Genomic DNA, 17,887 nt, shown 5'->3' with positions numbered 1-17,887 from the left:
AATATGAACGCTTTTTCCAATTTATTTAATTCCCATTCAAAAAAGGATGGGGATTTTTTTTTGGGAATGAAAAAAATTTTAGGTTTTAAGCCTAAAAACCTGGAAGTTTATCAAAAAGCGTTCGTGCATCGCTCTGCCAATAGAAAGGATAAAGCAGGCTTCCCAATGAATTATGAGCGTCTGGAATTTTTGGGGGATGCCATGTTGGGGACCATAATCTCCAAGCACTTATATAGTAAGGTTCCGGATGGGGATGAGGGATATCTCACCAAAATGAGATCTAAAATAGTAAGTAGGGAACACCTCAATGAGTTGGGGAAGGATCTTAAACTAATCGATTTTGTGGAGAGTAGAATCCCTAAATCGCGCTTTGGTGACAATATACACGGAAATGTTTTTGAAGCCTTGGTAGGCGCCATATATCTGGATAGAGGTTATAAATTCTGCGAAAAGTTTATAAACAAGAGAATTATAGATCCCTATGTGGATATAGAACAATTGGAGGGTAAGGTTATAAGCTATAAAAGCTTGGTAATAGAGTGGTGCCAAAAACAAAAAAAATCCTTTAATTACGATGTTTACGAGGACACAGGAAATGATGTTATTAAGCATTTTGCCGTAAAATTGTCCATTGGGGGCAAAATTGTGGCCAAAGCTAGGGCTACTTCTAAAAAGAAGGCTGAAGAACGGGCCTCCAAGAGGGCCTATTTTGCCTTACAGGACAAAATGGATAAATCCAATGATTGAAAATCCTTAAATTAAAGGGTTATTGTTAAAATTTGGATGTAAAACTGGACAATTGCCATACTGTTCTAAAAATTTACTAAACTCCAACGTTTTCGTAGTCTGAACAACGTTTTATAAGTGGAATGGATAGGCTAGTTTCGTTATTAATCCTATATTTACGCCTTTCACGGAAAGTATGGCAGCGATACACAAAATTTCGGAAGATTTTTATGAAGAAACTTTTACTTTAATCGCTTTGCACAGCAGTATAGAAGATTTTATGCTGGTATACGCACTTAATTCTTGTCTTAAAACGAAGTTGAAGAGGTCTGTGAACGATTTGGATTTATCGCAAAACGGCTCTTTCCCAATTTTTGATTGGAGAGACGAAGTAAATGATCGCTATTACACATTTGTTAGCAATAATGATGTAAAGGAAGAAGTATTAGGTATAGGAAATCTATTCCAGGACCAGCCAACATTCACAAAATATCATTTGGTTCCTGAATATAGGGATGTGGACTACTTTTTAAAGATAGAACACGACGAATTGGACGTGGAAGAAAATATTTTGAAGTCTGTACTAACTATCCCAAAGGTCATAACGGCCTATTTAGTGGATGCAAGTAAACTAAAATCTAAAAATAATTTAATATTTTAAAATAATGCCAATAAATAAAAAGACAAAAATAGTAGCGACCCTAGGACCAGCTACTAGTACGAAGAGTGTTCTTAAGGACATGATTGAGGCTGGAGTGGATGTCTTTAGGATAAACTTTTCCCATGCCGATTATAAGGATGTTGCAGAACGCATACAGATGATTCGTGATTTGAATGAGGAATTGGGTACTTACACTTCTATTCTTGCAGATTTACAAGGACCAAAATTAAGGGTCGGAGTAATGGCAGGTGAAGTGGTAGTTGCCCCGGGAGACGAAATAACATTTGTTACCGGTAAGCCTTTTGAAGGAAATGCGGAGAAAGTGTATATGAACTACGCCAATTTTCCTAAAGATGTAAAAGCAGGTGAGCGCATCTTGTTGGATGATGGAAAGTTAATGTTCGAGGTAATTTCAACCAATTCCAAGGATGAAGTTAAGGCAAAAGTGATCCAAGGCGGACCTTTGAAGTCCAAAAAAGGGGTGAACTTGCCAAACACCAACATCTCTTTGCCCGCACTAACAGAAAAGGATATTAAGGATGCCATTTTTGCAATATCACAAGATGTGGATTGGATAGCACTTTCCTTTGTGAGATTTAGTCAGGATCTAATAGACCTACAGAATATTATCAAGGAACATTCCGAACATAAAATTCCAATCATTGCAAAAATTGAAAAGCCGGAAGCAGTAGAAAACATCGATAAGATTGTGGCGTATTGCGACGGATTAATGGTTGCAAGAGGTGATTTGGGAGTTGAAGTTCCGGCACAGGAAGTTCCACTTATTCAAAAACAATTGGTGTTAAGGGCCAAAAAAGCCAGAATACCAGTAATTATTGCTACCCAGATGATGGAAACAATGATTACAAGTCTTACCCCTACACGTGCAGAGGTGAACGATGTGGCCAACTCGGTAATGGATGGGGCGGATGCCGTAATGCTTTCAGGAGAGACTTCTGTTGGAAATTATCCTGTTCAAGTTATACAAAAAATGGCCAGTATCCTGGAAAGTGTAGAGAACTCAGAACTAATTAAAGTGCCGCACGAACCACCACAGGTTAGGACAAACAGATATATTACCAAATCCATTTGTTACCATGCCGCCAATATGGCCAATGAAATTAAGGCCAAGGCCATTTCTACCTTGACCAACAGTGGATATACGGCTTTCCAAATATCTGCATGGAGACCAAAGGCCCACATATTGGTATTTACCTCCAATAAAAGAATCCTTACACAGCTTAATTTGTTATGGGGAGTAAAGGCCTTTTATTACGATAAATATGTGTCTACGGATGAAACTATCGATGATGTCAATAAAATGGCGTGTCAGAAAGGGTTTTTAGAGGTAGGGGACATGTTGATAAGTTTGGCCGCGATGCCTATAAAGGATAAGGGTATGGTGAATACCTTGCGCGTCTCACAAATAGAAAGCTGTAATTTTTAGAAACGGATTACCGAATATATATATAAAGGGCCTGTCTGGATTTTTAAACCGGACAGGTCTTTTTTTATCGTCACAAGTCGAATTTTAGTTGTACGGTAAGCACCTTTTGTTCCAAGGGTTCATTTTTTTCCGTATTTAGATTGGATAGCGATATCCCCAGTAGACGCACAGAATTTTCCAATTTTTCTTGGTAGAGCAGTTCCTTGGTGGTTTCCAATATCAAGGATTTATCGGCTATATAATAGGGTAGGGTCTTACTTCGTGTTTGTAAGGTGAAATCGCTATATTTTATTTTCAAGGTTACCGTTTTCCCTGATATCTTTGATTTTTTTAGGCGCTTTTCCAGTTCTGTGGCAATGTTATCCAATCTTTGTAGCATAAAGATCTCACTGCTCAGGTTTTCATCGAAAGTACGTTCTGCTCCCACCGATTTTGGGATCCTATTGGGCTTTACCTCACTGGTGTGAATTCCTCTTACCACATGGTAGTAGTAATCGCCGCTTTTACCAAAATTTTCCCTTAGAAATTCAGCTGATTTCTGCTTAAGATCTTTACCCGTAAAAATACCGAGATGATACATTTTGTCCGCCGTAACCTTCCCCACACCATAGAATTTCCTTATTTCCAAGTCTTCCAAAAAGGATATTACTTCTTCTGGATTAACTGTTTTTTGACCATTGGGCTTGTTGTAGTCACTGGCAACCTTGGCGAGGAATTTATTGATGGATATTCCTGCCGATGCGGTAAGGCCAACTTCGTCAAAAATACGCTGTCTAATCTCCTCTGCGATAAGGGAAGCCGAGGGATTGCCCTTTTTGTTGGTAGTAACGTCCAAATAGGCCTCGTCCAATGACAGCGGTTCCACCAAATCTGTATAATCGAAAAATATGCTTCTAATTTTAAGGGAAATCTCCTTGTAACGGTCAAAACGTGGGGGTACAAATATTAAGTCGGGACAGTTCCTTTTGGCCAAGTAGCCACTCATAGCGCTGCGGACCCCAAATTTCCTGGCCTCATAACTGGCGGCAGAAACCACACCCCTTTTTTCGGCCCCACCAACGGCCAAAGGCTTCCCCTTTAAAGCAGGGTTATCCATTTGTTCCACGGAGGCGTAAAACGCGTCCATGTCCACATGGATTATTTTTCGTTGTGGGAAATCCAATTTCATACCGTAAATTTATAACAAGTTGGCGCTATATGGCCCCACCTAAAATGTTAAACATCCTATAATGGGCAAGGGACAAATTAAATTACAGGAGAAAACGGCGATTGTACTGGGTGCTACCGGCTTAACTGGAGGGAATTTATTGCAGATGTTGCTCAAGGATGAACGTTATATAAAAATTAGGCTCTTTTCAAGGAGCAGTATTGGATTTACCCACCCAAAATTGGAGGAACATATTGTAGACCTCTTAGATTTGGAGACTTATAAGACCAATTTTCTGGCAGATGAAGTTTTTTGTTGTATTGGTACGACCAAAGCAAAAACCCCCGATACGGAAATGTATAAAAGGATAGATTTTGGAATACCGGTTTCGGCGGCCAAAATTAGCCGTATAAATGGTATTGAAACCTTCCTTGTCATCTCGGCTATGGGAGCCAATTCCAAAAGCGGCGTTAACTATAACAGGATAAAAGGGGAAATGGAAGAAGCTGTTTTAAAGTGTGGCATCCCTAACACCTACATTTTACAACCCTCGTTAATAGGTGGTAAGCGGGAGGAGCAACGAATGGGGGAATGGCTGGCCAAGCAGTTTATGAAAATTCTTAATTTTGTTCTGGTTGGACCCTTGGAAAAATTTAGGTCTATTGATCCAGAAGTCATTGCGGGTGCCATGGTATGGTTGGCCAATAATAGTTATGACCAGGTCAAAATTCAATCGGACGAAATTAAAAAGATATACCATAGCCATTTTAATACATCAGTAACCAACTAGTATAAATGATAGAAATAGAGCGTAAATTTTTAGTGAAGTCGGAAGCTTTCAAATCAGACGCTGTTCAAAAGGAAAGAATTGTACAAGGTTTTTTAAATACGGATCCCTTACGAACGGTAAGGGTAAGGATCAAGGGAGACAAGGGATATATAACCGTGAAGGGAAAAGGTAACCACAATGGCACTACACGTTTTGAGTGGGAAAAGGAAATATCCGTTAAGGAGGCGGATGCCTTGATTAAATTGTCCGAGCCCGGGGTAATAGATAAGCAGAGATATTATATTGAGGTAGGGAAACATATTTTTGAGGTGGATGAATTCTTTGGTGATAATTCGGGATTGATAATAGCAGAAATTGAATTGGAACATGAAGATGAGGACTTTTCAAAGCCCCAATGGCTGGGTAATGAGGTGACTGCAGATGTCAAATATTACAATTCACAGCTGAGTAAAAACCCTTTTAAGACATGGAAAAAATAAGCTTGTTATGGGCTATTTTATTATTTGGGCAGTTATTTTCCTGTAAGGATTGGGGAGAGGTGCCAAGTGTAAAAATGGACCAGCAACTTGCTGAACCAGAGCTTTCCGCGGCCCAATTGAAGAAGCATTTGGAAGACCAAGGATTTCAAACTTTTTATTATATAGATAAAAAGTCCAAGGATACCATCTTGATGCAGCAATATTTTATTGCCTTTTTAAAGAGTGGTCCAAATCGCTCCCAATCCAAGGCAGAGGCAGATAGTCTACAGGCCTTACATTTGGCGCATTTGGGAAGTATGTACGAGCAAGGCTATGCCGATATTTCCGGTCCTTTTGGTGATAATGGGGATATACGTGGTATTACCATCTACAATGTGCCGACCCAAGAAATGGCAGATAGTCTCGCCAATATGGACCCCATGGTCAAGTCAGGACGCTTGGCGATAGAAATTCACTCTTGGTGGGCAGCAAAGGGATATAAACTAAGATAGGTTGGGGGCATAACTCTGGGTTGCTATACCTCTTAGATTGTTTATGACCAGATGTTCCAAAAGTTCCGAACTGCTGTATTGGTCAAAGAGATTGTTGCTTGAAAAAAGCACGTATTCCAATCGGTTTAAATATATATGGGAGGTAAGTGCCAAATTCACATTCTTTCTGATCTCGCCATTGATTTGGGCTTGTTGCAATAGCTCAAGAACACAATCATGTATTGCGTTTGCCCTAAATTCATTGAAAAGTTCGTTGGCTCTGGGATAGTATTTTTGTAGTCCCAATAAAAACGACGGACTAAACTTTTTAAGATTATCCAACCCTATCCTATAAATAGCAATGATTCCTTGAATAGGGTTGGTTTTTTCTTTTTCTATTACCTCTGTTATTTCATTCTGTACTTTGGTCAATAGGTATTTGAGACTTTCCTGTACAATTTCTTCCTTGCTTGAAAAATACTGGTAGATCGTTTTCTTTGAGATGCCCATTTCATGGGCGAGGTCATCCAAGGTAAATCGTTTACTTCCAAATTTCAAAAACTTGGAAATAGCGAATTCTAAAAATTCCTCTTTGTTCTCCATTGCCTAAAGACTTGGGACCTATTGCCATCCACCACCCAAGGCCCGATACAATTCTACCGTGGTCGATAATTGAGATAGTTTATTGGTAATAAGGTTTAATTCGGCACTCAATGCACTTTGTCTGGCTGTTAACAGGTCTAAATAATTGGCGTAACCATTTTTTAACAACTCTTCCGAATTACTTTCTGCTTTTCGCAAGGCTTCCACTTCATTTTTTCTAAACTCGAATTTCTTGGTTTCTGCTTCAAAGGAAAATAACGCATTGGAGACTTCGCTTCCTGCAACCAATAAGGTTTTCTTAAAATTTAATAAGGAACTTTCTTGATTTGCAAGAGCGACTTCCTTTTGAGTTTTAAGTTTTCTTTGATTTAAAAGTGGTTGTGTTAATCCGCCGACCACCGTTGCAAATAAGGAGTTTGCATTAAGTAGTTTGTCTAACTCTAAACTTTGTAAACCTCCTGAAGCTGTTAAGGTAAGGGATGGATAAAAACTACTATTGGCCACATTGGTCAACTCAAAATCTTTAATCAAGGCATATTCTGCAGCCATAACGTCTGGTCTGTTTCTTAACAATGTTGCCGGTACACCCAGCTTAATTTCTTGATCAATGCTTTGAGTGTCCAATCGACTTCTTTCAAATTCTTGAGGTGCTTTGCCTAGTAAAATACTTAAGGTATTTTCTGTTTTAAAAATAGCAGTTTCAATATCTACTTGTAGCGCTCTAGCGCTATTGTACTGTGCTATGTTTTGGTCAACTGCAACTTGGGTAACCTGACCTGCATCTTTTAATGCCTTGATTGTTTCTACACTACTCTCTCTGGTTGCTATGGTTTGCTTCGTTACTTCTAACTGAGCATCTAGCGCCAATAAGTTGTAATAGGTATTCGCAATGCTGGAAATCAATTGTGTTTTCACGGCCTGATGTCCTGCAACACTTTGTAAATAACCTGCTTGTGATGCTCTTTTATTACTTCTTATTTTCCCCCAGATATCAGCCTCCCAAGATAAATTCGCAGTAATATCATAAGTGTCCAAACCTCCACTGAATATAGAACCAAACTGACTGTTCTCTGAATATTCCTGGTGTGTATAGTTGGGACCTACACTTAGTGTTGGCAAATAACCAGCTTTCCCTTGTTTTGCATAAGCTTCGGCAGCCATCATTTGCTGAATCGCGATTCTAATATCCATATTATTTTGCAGACCCTCCTCTATGTATTGTTCAAGATATTGATCTGTAAATAAGTCTTTCCAAGATAGGTCTGCTATAGAAACACTATCTGTTGGAAGGTTTTCGGTTCTATAAAGCGCTTTGGTTTCTATTTCTAAATCCGGCCTTACATAATCCCGTGCCACAAAACAACTTTGTAATGTTATTGCAACTACTAGTAATAGTGCCCCTTTACTTAAATTTCTATGTTTTATAATTGATTTCATAGTTCTTAATCTTCAATAGTTTGTACTGCTGGTTTACTAGAGACTTTTTCTTGTAGCCACTGAAATAAGATAAATAGGATAGGAATTACAAAGACACCTAAAATGGTTCCGATTAGCATTCCTCCCGCTGCTCCTGTACCAATTGAGTTGTTTCCTTCTGCTCCAACACCATTTGCCAACACTAAAGGCATTAATCCTAAAATAAAGGCAAACGAGGTCATTAAAATTGGACGTAAACGCGCTTTGGCCCCGTGGATGGCTGCATCAACGATACTCTCACCATTCTTCCGTCTTTGTAGCGCAAATTCCACAATAAGGATGGCGTTTTTAGCGAGCAATCCTATAAGCATTATTAGGGCTATTTGGAAATAAATATTGTTTTCCAGGCCTAAAAACTTTGTGCTTATATACGCGCCAAATACACCAAAAGGCAAGGATAATACAACTGCAAATGGCAATAAATAACTTTCGTACTGTGCACTTAATAAGAAATACACAAACAGAATACTTAATATAAAAATGAAGGTGGTTTGGTTTCCTGCATTCACCTCTTCCCTGGTTAATCCCGAATAAGCCACTGTATAATTAGTTGGTAGTTTTGCTACTTCTTCCTCAATAACCCTAATGGCATCACCTGTACTATATCCGTCGTTTGTGGCACCGGTTATGCTCGTAGAATTAAACAAGTTGAAACGAGTAACCGATTGTGGACCATAAACACGTTTTAAATTTACAAACTGTGTAATTGGTGTCATTTCTCCCGTATCGGTTCTCACATACATACTGTTTAAGGCACTTTCATCTGCCCTGTCTTCTGGCAATGCTTGTATGTATACCCTAAATTGTTTTCCAAATCTTGAAAAGTCCGAGGCATAAATTCCACCTATGTATCCTTGTAATGTGGAAAAGATGCTGGTTATAGAAACTCCTTTTTCCTTAGCTAAGGGCACATTCACCTCCATTTCGTACTGTGGGTAATTCGTATTAAATGCGGAGGTTGCGTATTTAATTTCTGGATGTTGCATTAAAGCCATGGTAAAATCATTCTTGGCTTTGTCCAAATCCGAAAACTCTCCTCCAAATTTATCCAGTAGATTAATCTCAAAACCAGCTGAGTTACCAAAGCCACGAATACTTGGGGGTGAAAAGAAAATAATATTAGCATCTGGAATAGTAGCAGCTATACCAAATAACTTTCCGGTAATGGCCTGCGCCGATAGGGCTTCGTCTTTACGTTCGCTCCAATCCTTAAGTTTTATAATTCCAAACCCAAAGTTACTTCCTGATCCACTAATGATACTTCTACCTTTAATAAAGTTAACGGCTACAATACCTTCAATACCGTCTATTTTGTCGTATAATTTTCTTGCTACAGCATCTGTTCTATCCAAAGAAGCCCCTGGTGGCAATTCAATATTTGCAAAAATAATCCCTCTATCCTCATTAGGTACAAAACCTGTTGGAGTTGTTGTTGATGCCCAATAAATTCCTATAACGGCAATGATCAATAATAGAACAGAAACAAATTTTCTTTTGTATAAAAACTGAAGTGATTTGCCATATTTGTCTACTGTAGCGTTAAAGCCACGATTGAATAAGGTGTAAAAACGTTTTAATGGACTTTTTCCTTTTAGTTCTTCGTCGTCCTTGTGTTCTTTTAATAATAGGGCACATAAGGCCGGACTTAAGGTTAAGGCATTTACTGCAGAAATAAGGATGGCAATTATTAAAGTGACACCAAATTGCTCATAAAAAACACCTGTTGGACCCGTTACAAAAGTTACCGGAATAAATACCGCCGCCATTACCAAGGTAATTGATATAATAGCTCCGGATATTTCGTTCATGGCTGTTAGGGTTGCCTTTTTAGGATTGTGTTCGCCGTTGTCCATCTTGGCATGAACAGCCTCCACAACAACAATGGCATCATCCACCACAATACCAATAGCCAGTACTAGTGCAAATAGCGTTAATAAGTTGATGGAATAACCGAAAACATTCAAGAAAAAGAAGGTACCAATAATTGAAACCGGTACTGCAATTGCGGGAATCAAGGTAGAACGGAAATCTTGTAAGAAGATAAATACCACTAAGAATACCAATAAAAATGCTTCTAATAAAGTGGTTATTACTTTATCAATGGATGCATTTAAGAACAAACTTGTATCGTATGGCACAAAAATGTCCAGACCTTCTGGAAGGTCAGCTTTAACCGATTCCAAAGTAATTTTAATGTTCTCAATAATTTCTTGGGCGTTGGAACCTTTTGTTTGAAAGATTCCCATAAACACCGCAGGATGACCTTTACTCATCGCGTTAGCCGCGTAAGATTGTGCATCCAACTCGATAGTAGCCACATCTTTTAAGCGTAAAAACTCGCCATTTCCTAAAGCTTTAATGACAATGTCGCTGTATTGGCTTTCATTTTTAAAGCGTCCGCTATAGGTTAAGGTATATGAAAACGATTCTCCATTGTTCTGACCTAAGGAACCGGCCGCAGCTTCTAAATTTTGTTCTGCCAATACTGCAGAAATGTCTGAAGGAATTAAACCGTATGATGCTAACTTTTCTGGATTTAACCAGATTCGCATGGCATAATCCTGTTGTGAGAAAACACTAACATCCCCAACACCGCTGATACGTTGCATTGCCGGAATAACGTTAATTTTTAAGTAATTCTGAATAAAGGTAGCATCGTAATCTTCGCTTTCAGAATACATGGATATAAACATCAACGCACTAGTTTCCTGCTTTTGCGTAGTTACCCCAGTTTGGGTTACCTCTTGAGGCAATAAGGGAGTAGCCCTTGCCACACGGTTCTGCACGTTTACAGCCGCGATATCGGCATCAATTTCTTGATTAAAATATACGGTAATTTCTGCAGCTCCTGTATTGGATGCGGTAGACGTAATGTACGTCATGCCTTCCACACCGTTGATTTGTTCTTCGATTGGAATGATGACGCTCTCCAAAACTGTTTCAGCGTTTGCTCCGGTATAGTTTGCAGAAACCTTAATAGTTGGTGGTGCAATATCAGGGTATTCCTCTATAGGTAAGCTAGTAATACTGATAATTCCTAGTAATACTATGATAATAGAAATTACCGTTGAAAGAACGGGTCTTTCAATAAATGTTTTTAACATGACTACTATTTTTGTTAGTTGGTGACTAGTTTTTAAATAATGTTGCTACTGGTTTAATGGCATCTTCAAAAGAAGTTTCTTGAGGTGTAATGACCATTCCGTTTCTTAGTTTACCAACACCGGAAACAATAATTTTATCCTTGGTATCTACACCAGATTCCACAACATATAAATTACCTACTGTTCCTTTCGTTTTTATAATGGAAGTTTCTACTTTGTTGTCGGCACCAAGTTTAAATATCATTATGTTCCCTTGTTGCTCAAAAGTAGCTGTTTGAGGTACCACTACAGCGTCCTTATATTCTATAGGAAATCTTATTTTACCACTGTTTCCATTGGTTAGGATTTCGTTTGGATTGTTAAAAGCTGCTCTAATTTGTATGGTCCCGGTGCTTTGATTTATTTGGCCCGTACTCGTTTGAATACGTCCTTTTTCTGAATATATTTTACCGTTGGCCAAAACCAAACTTAAGTCCGGGGAATTTTTAATACGTTCTGCCTTACTTTTCCCTTCAGAGCGCTGTAAATGGTCTATGTATTGTGCTTCATTGAAACTAAAGAACGCATATACTTGGTCAATTTCACTAACTGTTGTTAATGGGGTGGCATCACTTGGACTTATTAAGGCACCTTCCCTAAAATTTATGGCACCAACATAACCATCAATAGGACTTTTAATAGTGGCATAGCCAATGTTTGCTGAAACTCCGCTATAACTAGCCTTAGCCTGTGCTAAATTGGCTTTGGCGGTTTCCAATTGTACTGGGCTAATTATGTTTTTTTCTACAAGAGGAATCAATTTATCTACCTCTACTTGTGCCACATTAACACGTGCTTTTGCTGCAACGGCATCTTGATTTAAAGACTGTGTTTCCAATTTAAATAACACTTGTCCTTTTTTTACTTTTTGCCCTTCATCTACATATACTTTTTCAATATATCCAGATGTTTTAGCTCTTACATCACTGTTTACCCTTCCTTCAATAGTGGCAGGATAATCTGTATATCCTGTTACTGTTTTATGTTCTACTTGAGACACTGGAAAAGGTAATGGTGGTGCTTGTTGTGCCGCAGCAGCGTTTTCTTGTTTGCTGCCACAACTCACAATAACTAAGAATAGGCTTAGTCCTAGAATGGTATATAATTTATTAATTTTCATTTTTAGTTGAGTTTAAATATGGAATTTGTTGCTAATTAATTTTTCTTTTAATTCTTTAACTGACGCTGTAGCTTCATCTACAAACTTGACGTAATCATTATGAAAGGTTAAATCGAACTTCTCCTCGTCATTTTCAATTTTTAAATTATTTTGACTTTCTTTATATGCTTTAATCTCTAAATGAATAGCACGTTCTGCATTCCAATGGCTGATCATTCTATCCACATGCTGAATAATTGTATTTTTATTGATTATAAAATACTTTTTCCGGTCTCCTGTCTTTGTGTAATACTCAATTTTATTTAAATCTTGTAAATGATTAAGGTGTGTAGAAATTGTACTTTTACTTGCACATAGTATAGTTACCATATCTTCAAAAGTGGATCCTTTTTTCCCCGTAAGGATTATATATGCCATAATACGTGCTGCAACAGGTGCCAATTGCTCCCTACCCTCTAAATGAACGCCTAGTTTTTCAACCAAGGCCATTTTCTGTTTGCAGATGTTGTCTTTCATTTTAATTGCTTTATTACTGTTTTCGGAATACAAATTAGCTGTACTCAGTAAAACAGGGCGCAAAGATACTTGTTAGTTCTGAACAAACCGAACTAAACGAAATTAAAGTTTTGTTAAATTGAGAAAGATCCCTGAATGGGTTATTTAAGGCTGGGAGTTATATGGATATAATCAATGGACTATTTGGCTAGGACGCCTTCCAATTCCATAACCGGGATAGGCCCTAGATTGGATTCGCTTATAGAATATTTTTCGAAGAGGAAGCGTTTTTCGTATAGTTTGTCATCGGCGAAAAAAGTAACAAAGAATTCATTGTTAAAGGCTAGTATATCTTCCTGGAGCACTTCAATTTTTCGAAAACCTTTGGCTGGGATGTCACCTAATCCATGTCTCATAGTGGAAGTTTTCCGGTCGCCTTCATAACCGTTGGAAACAGCTATGACGGCTTCAATCTTGGAATCCCTATCGTTGATAATGTAGGCATTCCAATTTTTTTCCAAGAATTCATCATTCCATTCGTGTATAATGGCTACATGTACATTTTTCGCAATAGGAATTTCTATATCTTTTTTCAATTGTACAGAAAATATTTCAGAATCCTCCCAACTATAGTAGTTGGTGAAATTTTGTTAATACTATATTTAAAAGGTAGACCTCTTTTCCAAAAAGGATACCATATTATGGGATTGCCAAATTTGTTGGAATACCGGGCTTAAAACTAAAACGCACTCTTAAACTGCTCCAAAAAGCGCACATCGTTTTCGCTCAATAGTCTTATATCTGAAATTTGATGTAGCAATAAGGCAATTCTATCTATACCCATACCAAAAGCAAAGCCGGAGTATTCGTTGGCATCAATACCACAATTGGTAAGGACATTGGGGTCAACCATACCACAGCCCATAATTTCCAGCCATCCGGTTCCCTTGGTCATTTTATAATCCGTTTCGGTTTCCAGCCCCCAATAAACATCTACCTCGGCACTGGGCTCGGTAAATGGAAAGTAGGAAGGCCTAAGCCTTATTTTGGATTTTCCGAACAGTTCGGTGGTAAAAAATTGTAATGTCTGTTTTAAGTCTGCAAAGGAAACATCCTTGTCTATATAGAGTCCTTCTACCTGATGAAAAAAGCAATGGGAACGAGCGGATATAGCTTCGTTTCTGTAAACCCTGCCAGGAGAAATGGTTCTAATAGGCGGTTTGTTGTTTTCCATATAGCGCACTTGTACCGATGAGGTATGGGTACGCAATAAAATATCCGGATCGGTCTGTATAAAAAAGGTATCCTGCATATCCCTTGCCGGATGGTATTCCGGAAGGTTCAGGGCGGTAAAATTATGCCAATCATCCTCTATTTCCGGTCCTTCGGAGACATTGAACCCTATACGGGAAAAGATCTCTATTATCTGATTTTTGACTATTGAGATAGGATGGCGGGTTCCAAGGCCCAAAGGTTCCCCCGGTCTTGTTAAATCACCGTAAATTCCCTTTTCCTCTTTCTTGTTTTCAAGGGCTTCCTTTAAAGCATTGACTTTTTCGGTTGCAACGGTTTTAAGTAAATTGACAGTTTTCCCAAACTCCTTTTTTTGCTCGTTTGGAACGTTTTTAAAATCTGAAAAAAAATGATTGAACAATCCTTTTTTTCCCAAGTATTTTATACGGAATGCCTCTATGGCCTCAATATCGGTAGAAGAAAAATTTTCTACTTCGGTAATATGCTTTTTTATGGTATCGATCATGGTATTCGGCTAATGCCGCAAATTTAAGATTTTTACGGCATTACCGACTACATATTTCATCATAAATTGGCTTAGAACTTATGCAGATGCTTCAGCCTTTTGTTTAACTGTTTTTTGATTTAAGTATGTTATGCATTCATCAAAAGTGTGAAAAATGTGTTCTTTAGGTATTAAATCAGGTATCAGATCTACTCGTTCCATCATATAACGTGGTTGATCCAGTACATCTACCAATAATACTTCAATGTTGGAGTTAAGCAAGTCTATAAGTACATCTTCCAAAGTGTAGAGACCGGATTGATCCATATACTGCATACGGTCCATACGAATAATAACCGTCTGTGCCGATCTTGGTATTTGGTTTGCCAAGGCTTGAAATTCACTGGTAGAACCAAAGAATAGGGGGCCTTTAATGTGCTTAATAAAAACTTTTTCTTTTAAATGTTTCGGGAAATTGGCTTCATCTGCCCATCCTTTTTCATGTTCCAAGGTTTTTACATCTGACCTTTCTGCGGTAAGATCCCCCATTTTTTTCATAAACATTAAGGAGGCAATTACCAGACCAACACCCACTGCATAGACCAAATTCCATACCGAAGAAAGAACAAGTACAACAAGCATAATGATAACTTCAGAACTTAATTTAATTGGGCCAAGGCTTATGTCTTTCGGTAAACTTGGTATGGCTTTTAAGCCTTTATAATCCATAACACCTATACCTACGGTAACCAATATCCCGGCAAGTACCGCTGCAGGTATTTGCGATGCAACTGGGCCCAAAGCTAAAAGAATGATTAAAAGCAGTACACCCGCAACCATACCCGATAGTTTGGTTTTACCCCCTGCATTTATATTTACTACTGTACGGATAGTGGCACCGGCTCCGGGTATTCCTCCAAAAATGGCCGCTATACTGTTGCCTATACCCTGACCTACAAGTTCTTTATTGGGTTGATGCTTTGTTTTGGTCATGTTATCCGCTACTACAGAGGTCAAAAGCGAATCTATAGCTCCCAATAAGGCCAATGTTAAAGCAGTAAAGATATAGGGAGTTACCGAACTGAGTTTAAAAGCGGTGAATATTTCAAGATTGGGCACGGGAAAACCACTAGGTATTTCTTCAATAGGACGGTAGTTGAGTCCAAATCCGTATGCCACTCCCGAAACTACAATTAGGGCTACCAATGCACTTGGGATGGCAGTTGTAATTTTTTTGAAACCGTAAATAATAGCTATGGTGGATAAGGCCAAAATAAGTTCTAGCCAATTGATGTTTTGCAAAGCTCTGGGGAGTACTTTTATTGTCCCGAAAACCCCTGATGCCTCAGTTTTGGCCAGGGTTCTGGCTTCTTTATTCACATCATTTTCGGTAATTCCTTCTGAACGTTTGATAGTTTCTTCAAAATTTTCCAAAACTAGAATGCCTTCGCCAGCCTCTTCTTTAAGAATATTTTCTAATATGATTTCCTCTGCCAGTGGTTTGTATTGTGATACAAACTCGTCATCTTCTTTTGGGTAATACCCTACAGATGGTAAAATTTGTGTAACCAATATGATAACCCCAATTGCGGTCATAAAACCGGAAACCACGGGATATGGGATGTAACGAATGTACTTGCCTATACCTAAAAGGCCAAGACCTATTTGCATAAGGCCGGCCAATAAAAATACAATAAGAATGGCGGGAAGGGCCTTTTCTATGCTTCCGTCATTGAGGGCCACAATACCTGCTATAACCACCATACTTACAGCCGTCATTGGAGCCGTGGGACCGGATATTTGGGTGTTGGTGCCTCCAAAAAGTGCAGCAAAAAAACTGATGAATATTGCGCCATACAGTCCGGCACTTGGTCCAAGTCCAGAACTTACACCAAAGGCTAAGGCTAGTGGAAGAGCAACAATACCTGCTGTAATTCCACCAAAAAGGTCTCCTCTAAAATTTGAAAAAAGATTTTTCATAATATTGAATTTAATGCTAGGTTAGTTTAAGTAATCATTACCTAAGATTGAAACCAACAATTGGTTTCAATAGGAAGAAGGCCAATATGGCAACATTGGCCTTCTATGTCATTGGGAGTATTATTCGTAGAAAACAACTTCACCATTGGAGACATCATACATGGCGCCAACAACTTTTATTTCCCCATTTTCTTCCATTTCAGTTAGAACAGGGCTGTTCTTGCGTATATTGCCCATTGTTAAATGTACATTCTTTTCGGCAACCTTATCTACAAACTCAAGGTTTTTGGAATTTCTTAAATTCTCTTCAGTTGGTTCTGTAACTGCCTCCACTGCCGGTTCTATCTTGTTGATCAGCGCGGTAAGATTGCCCAATCTTGCATGATCACAAGCTCCTTTTATGGCACCACAGCTGGTGTGTCCTAGAACAACGATCAGTTTGGTTCCTGCAAGTTTGCAGGCAAACTCCATACTACCTAGAATATCTTCGTTCACAAAGTTACCAGCTATTCGAATGCTAAAAATATCACCAAGGCCTTGGTCAAAGACCAATTCGGCAGAAACTCTGGAGTCTATACAACTCAAAATGGTTGCAAATGGAAATTGACCCTCGCTTGTATCGTTAACTTGTTCAAGTAGGTTTCTATTTGCTTTTAGGTTGCCCTGAAATCTCTGGTTGCCTTCTTTTAAATATTGCAACGCCTTATTCGGGGTCATTGTTGCTTGGGTTTCTCTTGTATGTGCTTTCATATTTATCTATTTTAATTATGCTATTTTTAGTGTTGTGTTAAAGTTATAATGGGTGTGTTTTTCCCCGGTTACCAAAAGATTAATATCTGATTTCCTTACCATATCATATATATTTAATAGTCTGGAGAGATCTTCTTTTTCCTTATTTCCTCCATCCAAAAACAATAGATCAATATTACTTATGGATAAGTAGACGGGAAGATTGTTCACCGTATTTTCATTGTGATCAAAAACATAGTTGATGGTCTTGCGCCCTAAGGAACTGTCTGTTTGCGGTAGAACACTTGAAGATTCAACAATGTTAAACGATTTCAATGCACTTTTTGCGTGTAAAAAGAGCTCTTCTGTAAAGGAGGAGTTAAATACCGCTTCGGAACAATTTAGGGAGCCTATACCTATCTTCATACCTGGTTCAAGGCCTTTATCATGTGGAACGATCAAGACTGTGCCCTTAAAAACACTTAGAACAAAGTTGATTATTCTATTTTCGGCCGTATTAAAATGTTTGCTCTTATGTCTTCCCAAGACTATAATGTCAGGGTTGTTTTCGCGTAGATACCTATCAATCTCATTTCTAATATTTCCAAAGGTACTGGAATAATTAACAGGTACCCCGTAATTATCAATTATAGGAGACAATATATCCTTCATTCTTTTATCCGCCAGAATATATTCACGGTTTAATGAGCGCATGGCCGATAATTGGTTTCCTTTCCCAATAACTGCCGTGGGCTTTGTTACATTTAAGACCTCAATTTCTCCATTGATCATTTGAGCCAAACTTACGGCACTTTTTAATAGGCCGGATATGTCTTCTTGTAAATCCGTGAATAAAGCTATCTTGTGTTTATTTCTTTCCATA

Annotated in this window: 17 protein-coding genes; 6 read left to right on the top strand and 11 right to left on the bottom strand. The window is 38.4% G+C overall.

Annotated features, from left to right (window positions below; genetic code table 11):
• Window positions 1-3: 3 nt before the first annotated feature.
• From rnc to pyk, 3 genes are all read left to right on the top strand, one after another.
• Window positions 4-747: a ribonuclease III gene (gene rnc, locus KO529_RS20515; protein WP_215949713.1), complete on the top strand. Its 744-nt coding sequence runs from the start codon at window positions 4-6 to the stop codon at window positions 745-747.
• 175 nt (window positions 748-922) lie between these two features.
• Complete coding sequence (locus KO529_RS20510; protein WP_215949712.1) at window positions 923-1,387, top strand: IPExxxVDY family protein; 465 nt, start codon at window positions 923-925, stop codon at window positions 1,385-1,387.
• A 4-nt stretch (window positions 1,388-1,391) separates the two neighbouring features.
• The gene (gene pyk / locus KO529_RS20505) at window positions 1,392-2,834 is read left to right on the top strand and encodes a pyruvate kinase (RefSeq protein WP_215949711.1); all 1,443 of its coding nucleotides are present in this window, start codon (window positions 1,392-1,394) and stop codon (window positions 2,832-2,834) included.
• 70 nt (window positions 2,835-2,904) lie between these two features.
• Here the strand turns inward: pyk and dinB are convergent, their stop codons facing one another.
• Entirely contained in the window at window positions 2,905-4,002 is a 1,098-nt protein-coding gene (gene dinB, locus KO529_RS20500) for a DNA polymerase IV (RefSeq protein WP_215949710.1), read from the bottom strand.
• Window positions 4,003-4,063: 61 nt separating this feature from the next.
• Between dinB and KO529_RS20495 the strand changes: the two genes are divergently transcribed.
• From KO529_RS20495 to KO529_RS20485, 3 genes are read left to right on the top strand one after another with little or no spacing between them, the layout of a single operon-like run.
• Window positions 4,064-4,771 (top strand): NAD-dependent epimerase/dehydratase family protein, encoded by a 708-nt coding sequence (locus tag KO529_RS20495; protein ID WP_215949709.1) that lies wholly within the window; start codon window positions 4,064-4,066, stop codon window positions 4,769-4,771.
• 5 nt (window positions 4,772-4,776) lie between these two features.
• Complete coding sequence (locus tag KO529_RS20490) at window positions 4,777-5,250, top strand: CYTH domain-containing protein (protein ID WP_215949708.1); 474 nt, start codon at window positions 4,777-4,779, stop codon at window positions 5,248-5,250.
• Window positions 5,238-5,741 carry a YciI family protein gene (locus KO529_RS20485; protein WP_215949707.1) on the top strand — a complete coding sequence of 168 codons (504 nt, stop codon included), beginning with the start codon at window positions 5,238-5,240 and terminating at the stop codon, window positions 5,739-5,741. The genes KO529_RS20490 and KO529_RS20485 overlap by 13 nt, the downstream gene beginning before the upstream one ends.
• Here KO529_RS20485 and KO529_RS20480 read toward each other — a convergent pair.
• The 10 genes from KO529_RS20480 to KO529_RS20435 all read right to left on the bottom strand — a co-directional run bounded on the left by KO529_RS20480 (window position 5,733) and on the right by KO529_RS20435 (window position 17,886).
• Window positions 5,733-6,323 carry a TetR/AcrR family transcriptional regulator gene (locus tag KO529_RS20480; RefSeq protein WP_215949706.1) on the bottom strand — a complete coding sequence of 197 codons (591 nt, stop codon included), beginning with the start codon at window positions 6,321-6,323 and terminating at the stop codon, window positions 5,733-5,735. The genes KO529_RS20485 and KO529_RS20480 overlap by 9 nt on opposite strands.
• A gap of 18 nt (window positions 6,324-6,341) precedes the next feature.
• On the bottom strand, window positions 6,342-7,760 hold the full coding sequence (locus tag KO529_RS20475; protein ID WP_215949705.1) for an efflux transporter outer membrane subunit: 1,419 nt from the start codon (window positions 7,758-7,760) through the stop codon (window positions 6,342-6,344).
• 5 nt (window positions 7,761-7,765) lie between these two features.
• Window positions 7,766-10,903, bottom strand: a complete 3,138-nt coding sequence (locus KO529_RS20470; protein ID WP_215949704.1) for an efflux RND transporter permease subunit — start codon at window positions 10,901-10,903, stop codon at window positions 7,766-7,768.
• A 25-nt stretch (window positions 10,904-10,928) separates the two neighbouring features.
• Window positions 10,929-12,062, bottom strand: a complete 1,134-nt coding sequence (locus KO529_RS20465) for an efflux RND transporter periplasmic adaptor subunit (RefSeq protein ID WP_215949703.1) — start codon at window positions 12,060-12,062, stop codon at window positions 10,929-10,931.
• A gap of 12 nt (window positions 12,063-12,074) precedes the next feature.
• Window positions 12,075-12,578 carry a GbsR/MarR family transcriptional regulator gene (locus KO529_RS20460; RefSeq protein WP_215949702.1) on the bottom strand — a complete coding sequence of 168 codons (504 nt, stop codon included), beginning with the start codon at window positions 12,576-12,578 and terminating at the stop codon, window positions 12,075-12,077.
• A 179-nt stretch (window positions 12,579-12,757) separates the two neighbouring features.
• Window positions 12,758-13,153, bottom strand: coding sequence for a hypothetical protein (locus KO529_RS20455; RefSeq protein ID WP_215949701.1), 396 nt, complete (start codon window positions 13,151-13,153; stop codon window positions 12,758-12,760).
• A gap of 143 nt (window positions 13,154-13,296) precedes the next feature.
• Entirely contained in the window at window positions 13,297-14,316 is a 1,020-nt protein-coding gene (pheS, locus tag KO529_RS20450; RefSeq protein WP_215949700.1) for a phenylalanine--tRNA ligase subunit alpha, read from the bottom strand.
• A 78-nt stretch (window positions 14,317-14,394) separates the two neighbouring features.
• Window positions 14,395-16,275 carry a SulP family inorganic anion transporter gene (locus tag KO529_RS20445; protein ID WP_215949699.1) on the bottom strand — a complete coding sequence of 627 codons (1,881 nt, stop codon included), beginning with the start codon at window positions 16,273-16,275 and terminating at the stop codon, window positions 14,395-14,397.
• Between the two features lie 120 nt (window positions 16,276-16,395).
• Window positions 16,396-17,025: a carbonic anhydrase family protein gene (locus KO529_RS20440; protein WP_215949698.1), complete on the bottom strand. Its 630-nt coding sequence runs from the start codon at window positions 17,023-17,025 to the stop codon at window positions 16,396-16,398.
• A gap of 15 nt (window positions 17,026-17,040) precedes the next feature.
• The gene (locus tag KO529_RS20435) at window positions 17,041-17,886 is read right to left on the bottom strand and encodes a universal stress protein (protein ID WP_215949697.1); all 846 of its coding nucleotides are present in this window, start codon (window positions 17,884-17,886) and stop codon (window positions 17,041-17,043) included.
• Window position 17,887: the final 1 nt, after the last annotated feature.

The sequence above is a fragment of the Arenibacter algicola genome (assembly GCF_018860365.1).
In the GTDB taxonomy this organism is placed as follows: Bacteria; Bacteroidota; Bacteroidia; order Flavobacteriales; family Flavobacteriaceae; genus Arenibacter; species Arenibacter algicola_B.
This window is presented reverse-complemented; position numbering and strand designations above follow the sequence as displayed.